Below are 11,523 nucleotides of genomic sequence, written 5' to 3' on the forward strand. Positions count from 1 at the left end.
GAGCCTATGATCATCAGCCCGCCGTTTCTGCCCGCATCGGGCCAGACGTCCAACGACCCGTCAAAGGCGGACCCAATGATGGATGTCGTCGATCAGTTCGAGATCGGCCATCACGGAGTCTGGCCGGTCACCTTCGATCGGCGTTCTCATTTTGCCGTCCATCTGAACCCGGGCGAGCAGTCGGAGCCTGTCCGCGCAATCGCCGATGGGGACGTTCTCGTGTACCGGGTTTGTAAGAACGCAATCTCGGATGGCACGATCGATTCAACGACCGGGCAACCTACGCTGAATTCGAATGCCGGGTTCGTTCTGCTGCGGCACAAGACCGATACGGGCGACGGGCGGACCATCACGTACTACTCGCTCTATATGCATCTGCTGGACATGACGAACCAGGAGCACATTGTCCCTCAGTCAGACACCCAACCGGAGACCGGCTCGCCGAATGCGCTGCCCGCGTGGCTGCTCGATACGGGAGGAGGGAAGGATGGGGTCGTTCAGAAGGGCGGCACGAAAAAGCTGTATCGCAAGGACATACTCGGGTACGTCGGCCAGCATCAGGGCGTGGCACATCTGCACTTCGAAATATTCATGTCGCGCGAGGACTTTACGACCTGGTTTGATCAGGCTGGGCACAAGGTTCAGCTAGGTGAGAAGAACCCAGTCCAGCCTACATCGAATAACTATTGGGGGCATACCTATTTCGTCATTCAAGGGCCCCTGATTTTTGTACAGCGGCCGACAGGTATGCCTGAAGCATGGTTTCCCCAGGTGCCGGGCGGGTCAATGGCGACGGGCGACACACTTTATGTCGAGGCGTGGTTTAACCAAGGGCGACGCTATACGCGTGCGTGGATCGATCGCGGTAACAGCGGTAAGGTGACACTGCTCACACGCAATGCCATCGCGGACCCCTATGACAACCTAACCGACAGCCACCACAGGCCAAAGCGCTATGAATACGATTTGTGTGATCGTGCGATGGCACTCTATCCAACGTCCCCGAGCGACGGCTATGAAATGCTGCGGTTTGGCCGCATCCTCTCGAGTAACCCAACGTTGGCGGGCGCGGCCCGCGCTACTTGGGTTGCTGTACCGTTCGACGAGAACGGCACGCTGGGTTACGTCAACATTGCGCCGGACGCGATCAAAAAATTGTCCGACGCGGATTTCCCGTTCATTACGGGGTGGCAAAAAGTGGATGACGACAACACACCGTTTACCGACGCCGGAAGATGCGATTACGCCAGTCTTTGCGGGTTGACCGGCATTCAAGATTCGCTGCCATCGGCACAGCCGCTCGAAGCTGATCCAAACAATAACAACGACGTCAATCTACAGCTAGCCAGCTACATACAGAATACGAATGGCGTCGACGAGAAGCTCCGGGGGATGGTGTTCAAGGCGCGCAGCGAGTGGGACCCGTTGAGCAACAAGGAGCGGTACCAGGACCTGAACGACACGTACGGGTTCTTTGCTCAGCAGAAGGATACGAACCCCGACGCGTATACCAAGTTCACCGATTTTCTGAGCAAGTTTCAATTTCTGGACCAGACTTCGCTTGCCGGGCAGGAGCTATGGTTTTTCCATCCGCTGGCGTTTATCCGCCATTTCAGGAAGTGCGAGTGGCTATCCGCAACCGAAATTGCGCAATGTGTTCCCCGTGGGATGCTTTCGCTGCACGGTACGGAATTTCGTTCGTCCAGCAATCCCTGGCGGGATGCGGTTCAACAAGGAAATGCTTGGGAATCGGATCTCAACGCGGCGCTACGGAAGTACAGAATCAGCTCAACAAAAGAAAGGGCAACTCATTTTCTCGCTCAACTGATGGAGGAATCTGGATGGCTTAAGGCCGTTCGTGAATATCATGGAGAGGATAGACCGTATAATCCGTGGTATGGGCGTGGATTGATTCAGCTCACGAAAAAACCAAATTACGATAAATATGGAGATTTTAAAAAATTTCCAGCCGATCCAGCTGTTCCTGCAAGATTTGAAGGTCTCAGGTGGAATCCCGATGTGTAGTTGGCGAACACAAATTCGGTATTCAATCGGCACAACTGTGCCGATAGCGCAGGTTTGTATTGGACGTGCAGGGCGATGACGGCTATAGGGGCGAATACTCTTAAAACGACCGACGAAGGTGGATTGCGAGTTGAGACAGCAACGCAGGCATCTAAATCTACTAATGGCAACGTTGCCGATCAAAACATAAATGGACTTGAGCACCGGTTGCAGTCATTTGTATATATCAAATATATTTTGCTTGATTTGATTGAAAAGGGCTGCTCGGAACAACTTTCCTTTGTTTGGCGGAGAAATACGGCGCAAGAGCCAGTGCTTGATGCAAGCGGTCAACCCGCATTGAATCCTCATACACATCATCCCAAAATGGCTTATATGCCGACGACTCACATCATTCAGGTATCGTTGAAGAAGCAACGCCCATGAAAAAAAACTTGATTTTTTTGTACTGTTCATTTTATCCGGACTGGTATTCGCTTGCGGGACTGATGCTCAGCGGGAGAGAATGGCTGGGAAGCTATATGCGGACTCCGATATGCAAAAATTTGTTTGCGCGAGTGATTCGTGTTCAAAACAGGAATTCGAGAAGGCATTACATTTTAAGTGGTATGAGCGATCGTTCCGTGGAAAGAAATTACAGGTGTGCCTGGTCGAGCCGATTTTGAGTGCTACCAATTCGTATACCGGAATATTTGTGGCTCAGGGTGGCGACTTTGAATTCCAGTTTATTTCCTATGGAACGGGCATCAAGGTCGGCGTTGACAAGACCGGGGCTCCCATGATTATCGAATACAGTGTTAATGATCCGGATAACCCGGATAATTCCATAGATCAATATGTGTGGAATGGATCGGCATTTGTTTTTTCTCGAAACGTGCCGCAGCGCAATTGAGAATTACTGAGAGTTTTGGCCAATTTATGCAATCTCCCATTCGCAAAGGTGACAAACTGGAGCATAGTGGCGAAGTCACCGGCGGCTCACTCTGGACCGAATTCATGGGCAGGCCGCTCGCCCGCAAGGGCGACAACGCGATCTGCGATTTGCACGGACCGACCACGATTGACGAGGGCTACGACAGATTCCCCGACCGTGATGGCACGCCCGTCGCCATGCATCATTACCACTGCACTTGCGGTTGCCGGCTGATCTCGTCGCTTGAAAACGTCGACATCGCATAATGCCGGTCGATCTTTCTCCCGCAGGACGCCCCAGTGCGTATCCCCAACGGATGCGCTTCTGGCCGTGGGCGTTGACCTGGTTCGTCTGCAATGTGTTTGGTCCAGTGATCGTTCTGCTTGCGTGGCCGAAAGGCGAGGCAGCGAGCGGCCTCATGTTCTGGAGCTGGATTGTCGGGGCGCCGAACGGGCTGTTCCTGGTCCTGCTCGGGTTTGCCCGCGCGGGCTACGAGGGACTGTGGTATCGCGCGTATTGGCGTAACCATCATCGTGACCGCTGGCTCGCGGAAAAAGTCCGGTTTGCACAGCGACCGTTGCACGTACTCGGAGCAGGCTACTGTCTGCCGCTTGGCGGTAAATCCCTGGCCGAGGTTCTGGCCGGGAAAAGGTCGATCCTGAAGGCGCAACCACTGAGGCACGGCCCGGGAAAGGTTCTGTGCAACCGCTTTGAGGACAACGACCCGCTGCTGGCAGCGTTGCCCGTGGCCGGTGAAATGGAAAGCGAAGGCAACGACGCTGACGGGCTGACGGAGGCCGCTCCCGCTGTCCAGATGATCCGTGTTGCGCTTGAACCGCTGGCCGGAACTATTCAGGCGCTGACCCGATATGAAAAGACGTACTGGCCGCAGGTGCGAGTACTCGTCGAAGCGGAAGCTTCGGACCTGCGTGTTGCGCAGGTGAGGGAGGCGTTGCAAGTGGCGGCGTTGCCGCCACTCGAGGTGCAGGCCGTCCCCGCAGCCGAGGGGCTGCTAGTGGTCGACGGCTGGCTCGATGCACGCGAGCACCGTCCGCTACTCGCCGTCGCCGCAGCGTGGTACGACAATGCCATCGACGAAGGCGGTACTGAAGGATGCGCCGCCGTGCTGTTCGATGCGGGCTACTTCAAGCTCCCGCAGGAAGTCAGCCCCAAGGCTGCGCTGCACCGTCCCGTCCAGGGGAACGGCGGTGAGGCCGAATACGGCTTCGCGAATGCTGCGGTCTGGGGCAAGGTCAAAGCCGCCGCGGTGACGCGCGCGTGGATCACTCGCCCCGTCGAACACTGCGACCGCGCTTTGGCTGCCGCCGGCTTTCAGGCCGCGTCGAAGGACGCCGCACAGTGCCGGCTCGATCGTACCGTCGGTAACGCGGGCGTGGCAAACGGCCTGCTGGTGATTGCCGCCGCCATCGAAGCCGGTGCAGCGAACGGTCCGCAACTGTTTGTCGATGGCCTGCAATCGGCCATCTTCCATGTCATACCCGCAAAACAGACAAACGCCTCCACGCATGACGATTCCCAAAGATAATCTGCAAAACATGGCGCCAGGAGCCGTCGCCAGTAAGCCGGCTCCGGGCCACGCGGCGATCTGGGGCATGCCCCTTGCCGCGTTCGTCCTTGCCACTGCCGCACTCCTGCTGGTCTGGTTCGGGAACAATCGTCTCGGTATCCCGGATGGCGCACCCCGGACGCAGCTATTGATCTGCATCCCGATCGTGCTTGTCATCGTCGTGATCGCTCACCTGTTCGCGGTATCGACAGGCGCCTATGCCGGTGCAGCGAGACTGTTCCGTTTCGAAACCGGCGACCGCACAAACGCGGCGAAACCACTCAAACGCGACGCCCGTCTGCAACGCATCTACGAGGAACTGCGCGTCTCACACGGCTGGTTCTGGCGTCGCCGCCTGCGCTGGCTACTGGTGAACGGCACGGACGAGCGCGTCGATCAGGTCGTGCCCGGTCTCAAGCAGATGGCCGTCATGCATGTAGACGAAACCATTCTCGTGCATGTGTCGCCGGACGGGATCGAGGCGCAGAAGTGGCTCGGCCAGCTCCGCCAGTTACGCCGCCGCTGCCCGGTTGATGGCGTCGTTCACGTCGCGCGCGCAGATGATACGGATACCGAGCTACCCCGCACACTCTCGGGTATCGCCACCGCGCTCGGCTGGGCCGCGCCCGTCACGTTTCTGCATCCGGTCGAGACGAAGGGTAGCCCGTCGGAGCGCTTCGACGCCGTCGGCGCGTTCATGCCGAACAATTCGCGCAGGCAGGCGCAGGAGGGCGTCGCGAGACTACCGGATCTGCTAAACGAGGTTGAGCTGAAGTCCGCGGACGCGGGCTTATGCCTTTGCACCCGGAACAACCTTCGGGTGACCTGGCTGATGGACGTCTCGAAGTATGTCGGCGCTCATTGCGAGCGCATCGTCGATGGTCTTCGGGGACTGGCCGCGTCGAACTGGCTGCGCGCGCCGCTCGCGAGCGTCATGTTCACGCCGGTTTTTCCAGGAGCAACCGTCTCGCCGGTACCCGTAGTCAGCGGCAACGGGACACCCGCCGAGCCTGTCGGCACGCCGGCGGCAGCGGCGGTCTCGCGCGAGCAGCCCGCCGCACTGCTGCCGGTGTGGCGCGAGATCGCGGCGAGGTCCCCCGACTACCGGGGCCGGCGCATCGGCTTCTACTGGCGCAACGCGCTCGCGACGCTCGTCACCGCCGCAGCGATCGCCTGGTGCGTGTGGATGACGGTCTCCTTCATCGGCAACCAGGATCTGACACGCGAAGCAAAGCAGACAGCGCAAACAGCCATCGACGCAAAACCGCAAACCACCGAATCCTGGCGCGCTCAGCTCGCGCTCCAGCAGTTGATGGAACAACTTGAATACCGCCAGCAGCGCGGCGCGCCGTGGTATCTGCGCGCGGGTCTTTCGCGCAACGACGCCATCCTTGCGGCGCTCTGGCAGCCATACCGGATCGCCGCGACAAAAAACCTGCAAGCGCCCGTCGTGCAAACGATCACGGATCTGCTCAAGGCCGCAGGCGAGGCCCGCGCCGATGCACTGCAATCGCAGGACACGCGCGGGAGCACCTACAGCGCCCTCAAAACCTATCTCATGCTGGGCGATCCGGCCCACGCCGATGCGGCGTTCCTCCGACGCACGCTCGTCGCCCTGTGGCGACGTCCGGTGGACATGCCCGAAGGCGAGCGCGACGATACGGGCCGGCGACTGGCAGCCTTCTACGCGGATCATCTGAAGGCCCATCCCGAATGGCGCATCACGCCCGACAGCAGCCTCGTCAGCGCAAACCGCAACATGCTGGTCACGCAGATCGGCCTCGCGTCCGCCGACGACACCGTCTATCAGCGCGTCCTCGACGACGTCAAAGGCAAGTACGCCGACGCATCGCTCCAGACGCTGCTCAACGGCGCGGATGCGCAGGGGCTGTTCACGACCTCGCAGGTGGTGCCTGGCATCTACACGCGGGCCGCATGGGACGGCATGATCGCGGAGGCGATCGATCGGGCCGCAAGCGAACGACGTGTCAGCGGCGACTGGGTGCTGACCGGCGCGCAGCCGTCGCAGACAATGGGTAACACGCTCGCACGGGGGGCGATCCGCACCAGCGTCGCGCTCGACGAGAAGCAGGCCACCGAAGAACTGAAGCAGCGACTGACAGCACGCTACTTCGCGGAGTACACCGCAGCCTGGCAGACCATGCTCGACAGTCTCCAGTGGCAATCGGCATCGAACCTGAACGGCGCGATCGATCAGCTCACCCGACTCGCCGACGCGCAGACCTCGCCGTTGATCGCGCTGATGAAGTCGGTGCAGTATCAGGCGCAGGCGGGAGGCCCCTCGCAGGCGCTGACCGACACGCTGGTCCGCAAGGCGCAAAGCCTGATTGGCAACAGCGACGACGCAAATGCACCGGCCATCAATCCGCTGGACAAATCATTCGGCCCGCTGCTCGCATTGATGGGAGAGCGTGGCTTTGCCGCGACGAACGGCGGAAACGACAAGGCTGGTGCATCGGCGAACGTCGCACTGAGCGGCGTCAGCCTGTCGCGCTATCTGACGGCGGTGACGACGATGCGTCTGAAACTCCAGCAGATCGCGAGTAGTCCCGACGCACAGGCGATGGCGCGCTCGCTCGCGCAGGCGGTATTCCAGGGCAAGCTCTCCGAGTTGTCGCAGGCGCGCGACGACGCGGCGCTGGCAGCCGCAAGTCTCGGTTCCGCATGGGCGGGCTTCGGTAATGCCGCTTTCGCGCGGCCGCTCGAAGCCGCGTGGCAGACGATCCTGCAACCGGCCGCGGCCAGCCTGAACGAGGCGTGGCGCGCGAGCGTCGCCACACCGTTCAATGCGGCAATGAGCGGACGCTATCCGTTCTTCGACACCCAGGCCGATGCGTCTTTCGCCGAACTCGGGCGCTTCGTGCGTCCCGACACTGGGCTGATCGCGCGTTTCATAACGACGCAACTCGCGGGCGTACTCAAGCTCGAAGGCGATCACTGGACGCCAAACGAGCTGGCGCCGCAGGCACTCCAATTCGATCCGAAGTTCCTCGCAGGCCTGCGCCAGTTATCGACACTCGGCGCGCAGCTCTACGTGAGGGGCGACGCGAACGAACGATTCGAGATGATGGCGTTGCCGACACCGAACGTGACGCGCTCGGAACTGTCGGTCGACGGCAAACAGATCGTCTACTTCAACCAGCAGGAAAGCTGGACGCCGCTCGCCTGGCCCGGTGATGGCCTTAACGGACATGCGGGCCTGACGTGGCAGACACTCGACGCGGGCCTGCGGCAGGCCTTCGATTCGACGGGCGACTGGGCATTTCTTCGGCTGCTCGCGAAAGCCGACGCGAAGCCGCTCGACAGTACCCGCTACCAGCTTACGTGGAATGTAGAGAACGGCGATCCGCTGCGCTACATCCTGCGAAGCCAGGTCGGAGCGGGGCCGCTCGAACTGCTGATGCTGCGCGGCTTTCAGATGCCCGAGAGGATTTTTGTGGTCGGCAAGGCTGGCGCCGCACCGTTGCTTCCTCCTCTCCCGCCGGAATTGCAGCCATGACAGCACCCTGGAAGAAAAACCCGGCCGAGCACGAGAATCCGTTCCTCACGTATTACGACGCGGAGATGCGCTATCTGCGCGAGGCTGGCGGCGAGTTTGCACAGTCGCGGCCCGTGTATCCGCGCATCGATTTCGAGGGAGCAGCTTTCTGATGAGTATGCGGATTTTGCGGGGTGCGCTCGGCGTGTGCCTCGCGCTTGCCGTTTCGGCGTGCGGGACGTGGCAGTCGGTGAAGGACGGGACCGTGCACGCAACGAAGGCGGTGTTCGAGACGAAGGTGAAGGAGATGAACCTCTTAGTCATCGCGCGCGCTGCGCTGAACCAGACTGGAGAAGGAGCATCGCTGCCGGTAGTGTTGCGAATCTATCAGCTCAGGGATGACAAACCCTTTGTGACAGCAAGCTACGCACAACTGCTCGCCGGCAACGACGCGCTAAAGGCTGCCACGCTCTGGAGTCGGGACATAACGCTCGGACCAGGCCAGACACTGAAGGTATCCGAACTGATGGACGAGGCGACGAACTATGTAGGTGTAGTGGCGTTCTTTCGCGATACGGCTGGCGCGGAGTGGTCGGTCCTGATCCCGAAAGCGCAATGGAAAAAGACCGACCCGGTCAGGCTGGTGGCTGCGGAGCGCAATCTTCAGTTCGATACGGAGCGACAGATGGATTGATGCTGACCCAAAATGCCTGTACGGTGCCTGCACCGAATCCAGAAAGCAAAAAGCCCAGCCGAGTAAGGCTGGGCTTTTTGCTTGATTTATTTGGTGGGGCGTGAGTGACTCGAACACTCGACCTACGGATTAAGAGTCCGCTGCTCTACCAACTGAGCTAACGCCCCCAACAGACTGCGAATTATGCAGGACTTTTTAGAACTTGCCTAGTCCCCTTTAGCAGATTTCTTAAAAATTTTGCGACGACGGCGACGAGGTCAGCGGCGCGCGGCCCGACTCACCTCAAAGGCGTATTTCTCATCGTCCCGGTATGATGTCGCGACACCATGCTGCGCTAAGGCGATGCGCTAAGGCGACGAACGTCGCGCGGCTCAAACGGGGGCGAACGATGGATGACAAAGCAATAGCCGAGCTGCTCGACCGCGTACTGGCGCCATGGGTGCGCACGCTCGCGCTTACCCCGGTGAAAGTCGATGAGGAAAGCGCCACCATGCGCCTGCCGTTTTCCGGTGAATTTCGGCATTCGGGCGGCGTGATTTGCGGCCAGGTATTCATGGCGGCGGCCGATACGGCGATGATCGTCGCCATTTCCGCCGCCCTCGACGGCTTCAAGCCCATGACCACCGTCTCGCTCAACATCAACTTCATGCGCGCCGTGCGCAAGGGCGACGTGCTGATCACCGCCCGAGTGCTGCGCATGGGCCGCAATCTGGTGTTCGGTGAAGTCGAACTGTTCGACGAAGACGGCAAAATGGCCGTCCACGCCACCACCACTTACGCACTGCAGTCGTAAGCGCCGCGCCGCGTATTCCGGGGAAGGGAAAAGCAACAATGTTCGATCAGGTCGTGTTCGCGGGCGGCGGCAATCGCTGCTGGTGGCAAGCGGGCTTCTGGGATGTCGTCCAGCCGGAGTTGCAGATCCGGCCGCGCGTGATCGCCGGCATCTCCGCGGGGGCAGCCACCGCGTGCATGCTGTACACCAGCAATTCCGACTGGGTCATGCGTTATTACGCAGAGGCGCTGCGTCACAATACGAAAAACGCGTACTGGGGCAATCTGCTGCGCGGCGAGTCAGTGTTTCCTCACTATCGTATCTATCGTCAGGCGCTGCTCGATATCTACGGCGACAGGTTTGCCAGTCTCGCGAAGGCGCCGGAAATCCGTATCGGCGTGTCGCATCTGCCGCGCTGGCTAGGTGCGCGCAGCGCCGTTGCGGCCGGGCTGATTGCCTACAACATCGAAAAATACGTCCGCAAAACGCTGCATCCGACCTTGGGTCAGACGCTCGGTTTCCATCCGGAATTCGTGCGGGCGCAAGATTGCGCGACGGTCGAAGATCTCGCCGATCTGATCCTGCAATCGTCCTCCACGCCGCCCTTCACGCCGGTCTTGCGGCGCAACGGCAGGCCGGTGCTCGACGGCGGCATGGTCGACAATGTGCCGGTGGGTGCGCTGGATGAATCGCCCGGCACCGTGCTCGTGATGGTCACGCGTCTCTATCCGCGGCCGCAGATGTTCGTCGTGCCGCACGGCGCGCAGCAGCGGCTGTATGTCCAGCCGTCGCGTAAAGTGCCGATCTCAAGCTGGGACTACACCAGCCCCTCGCAGATGCAGCACGCATACAACCTCGGCCGCGCGGATGGCGAGCAGTTCCTCGAACGGATGCCGGATCTGGTCGAAGTCGCGGCGCACGGCTAGCGAGGCCGCCGCGCCGCTCAGCGCCTAGCGCCGCCGTCCGCCCTGCAGCGCCTCAGGATTCGCCACGCTCGACGTATCGCCCGCATCGAACGCCAGGATGTTCTTGAACGCCGCGGTGAAATACAGCTCGTAGCTCTCGCGCTCCACATAACCGATGTGCGGCGTGCAGATCACGTTTTCCATTCGCAGCAGGCTGTAGCCCTGCAGGATCGGTTCGCTCTCGTACACGTCGATTGCGACCATCCCCGGCCGGTTGCGCGCCAGCGCGTTGACCAGTGCATTTTCTTCCAGCAGCTCGGCCCGGCTCGTGTTGACGAGCAGCGCGGTCGGCTTCATGCGCATCAGGTCTTCCTGCTTGACGATGCCGCGTGTGTCGTCGTGCATGCGCAGATGCAGCGACAGCACGTCGCTCTGCTCGAACAGCGCTTCACGGCTCTCCGCCACGCCATAGCCGTCTGCGCGCGCGGCTTCCAGCGAATGTTCGCGCCCCCAGATCAGCACGTTCATGCCGAACGCCTTGCCATAGCCCGCCACGAGGCGGCCAATCTTGCCGTAACCCCAGATGCCGAGCGTCTGGCCGCGCAATACCTGTCCCAAACCAAAGTTGGGCGGCAGGGCCGAAGTCTTGAGCCCCGACTGCTGCCAGGCCCCTTGCTTAAGGTTTGCTACGTATTGCGGAATGCGCCGCTGCGCCGCCATGATCAGGGACCAGGTCAGTTCGGCAGGGGCGATCGGCGAGCCGCTGCCCTCCAGCACGGCAATGCCGCGCTCGGTACAGGCAGCCAGGTCGATATGGCTCGAGACCTTGCCGGTCTGGCTGATCATGCGCAGATGCGGGAGTTTGTCGAGCAGTTGCAAGTTGATGCGGGTACGTTCGCGTATCAGTACCAGCGCATCGACTTCCGACAGACGGCTAGCCAGTTGCCCAAGTCCGCGGACGGTATTGTTGAACACCTTGACCTCGTGGTCGGCAAGCAGCTGGAAGCAATCGAGCTTGCGGACGGCGTCCTGGTAATCGTCGAGGATGGCAATCTTCATAAGTATTCGGTGTTTGCGGCGCACCCTGGCGGTGCGGAACGGAGTGATAAGCTGGCTGTCCCACCATGTGAGGTAGATCACACGCCGGT

Annotated in this window: 11 protein-coding genes and 1 tRNA gene; 10 read left to right on the forward strand and 2 right to left on the reverse strand. The window is 60.5% G+C overall.

Translation table 11 applies throughout. The features are described 5' to 3' along the window. From VGH41_RS00765 to tssJ, 8 genes are all read left to right on the forward strand, one after another. A partial coding sequence (locus VGH41_RS00765) for a hypothetical protein (protein ID WP_331595395.1) occupies window positions 1-2,025 on the forward strand: 2,025 nt, incomplete at its 5' end. Window positions 2,026-2,100: 75 nt separating this feature from the next. Further along, entirely contained in the window at window positions 2,101-2,451 is a 351-nt protein-coding gene (locus VGH41_RS00770; protein ID WP_331595396.1) for a hypothetical protein, read from the forward strand. Between the two features lie 109 nt (window positions 2,452-2,560). Next, on the forward strand, window positions 2,561-2,917 hold the full coding sequence (locus VGH41_RS00775) for a hypothetical protein (protein ID WP_331595397.1): 357 nt from the start codon (window positions 2,561-2,563) through the stop codon (window positions 2,915-2,917). Between the two features lie 26 nt (window positions 2,918-2,943). Continuing rightward, window positions 2,944-3,204 carry a PAAR domain-containing protein gene (locus VGH41_RS00780; RefSeq protein WP_331595417.1) on the forward strand — a complete coding sequence of 87 codons (261 nt, stop codon included), beginning with the start codon at window positions 2,944-2,946 and terminating at the stop codon, window positions 3,202-3,204. After that, the gene (locus VGH41_RS00785; protein ID WP_331595398.1) at window positions 3,204-4,484 is read left to right on the forward strand and encodes a hypothetical protein; all 1,281 of its coding nucleotides are present in this window, start codon (window positions 3,204-3,206) and stop codon (window positions 4,482-4,484) included. Before VGH41_RS00780 ends, VGH41_RS00785 begins: the two co-directional genes overlap by 1 nt. Then, window positions 4,465-8,025, forward strand: a complete 3,561-nt coding sequence (locus VGH41_RS00790; RefSeq protein WP_331595399.1) for an ImcF-related family protein — start codon at window positions 4,465-4,467, stop codon at window positions 8,023-8,025. Before VGH41_RS00785 ends, VGH41_RS00790 begins: the two co-directional genes overlap by 20 nt. Beyond that, on the forward strand, window positions 8,022-8,177 hold the full coding sequence (locus VGH41_RS00795; RefSeq protein WP_331595400.1) for a hypothetical protein: 156 nt from the start codon (window positions 8,022-8,024) through the stop codon (window positions 8,175-8,177). Before VGH41_RS00790 ends, VGH41_RS00795 begins: the two co-directional genes overlap by 4 nt. After that, the gene (gene tssJ / locus VGH41_RS00800; RefSeq protein ID WP_331595401.1) at window positions 8,177-8,698 is read left to right on the forward strand and encodes a type VI secretion system lipoprotein TssJ; all 522 of its coding nucleotides are present in this window, start codon (window positions 8,177-8,179) and stop codon (window positions 8,696-8,698) included. The genes VGH41_RS00795 and tssJ overlap by 1 nt, the downstream gene beginning before the upstream one ends. Window positions 8,699-8,789: 91 nt before the next feature. Here tssJ and VGH41_RS00805 read toward each other — a convergent pair. Then, window positions 8,790-8,865: transfer RNA gene (locus tag VGH41_RS00805), tRNA-Lys, on the reverse strand. A 221-nt stretch (window positions 8,866-9,086) separates the two neighbouring features. Between VGH41_RS00805 and VGH41_RS00810 the strand changes: the two genes are divergently transcribed. Together VGH41_RS00810 and VGH41_RS00815 are read left to right on the forward strand one after the other, a co-directional pair. After that, a complete protein-coding gene (locus VGH41_RS00810; protein WP_331595402.1) occupies window positions 9,087-9,491 on the forward strand; it encodes a PaaI family thioesterase in 405 nt (134 codons plus the stop codon). Between the two features lie 38 nt (window positions 9,492-9,529). Beyond that, complete coding sequence (locus tag VGH41_RS00815; RefSeq protein ID WP_331595403.1) at window positions 9,530-10,396, forward strand: patatin-like phospholipase family protein; 867 nt, start codon at window positions 9,530-9,532, stop codon at window positions 10,394-10,396. Between the two features lie 24 nt (window positions 10,397-10,420). On the opposite strand, the gene VGH41_RS00820 is transcribed toward VGH41_RS00815, so the two are convergent. Next, window positions 10,421-11,434: a D-2-hydroxyacid dehydrogenase family protein gene (locus VGH41_RS00820; protein ID WP_331595404.1), complete on the reverse strand. Its 1,014-nt coding sequence runs from the start codon at window positions 11,432-11,434 to the stop codon at window positions 10,421-10,423. Window positions 11,435-11,523 lie beyond the last annotated feature (89 nt).

Source organism: Paraburkholderia sp. (genome assembly GCF_036488795.1).
Classification (GTDB): Bacteria; Pseudomonadota; Gammaproteobacteria; order Burkholderiales; family Burkholderiaceae; genus Paraburkholderia.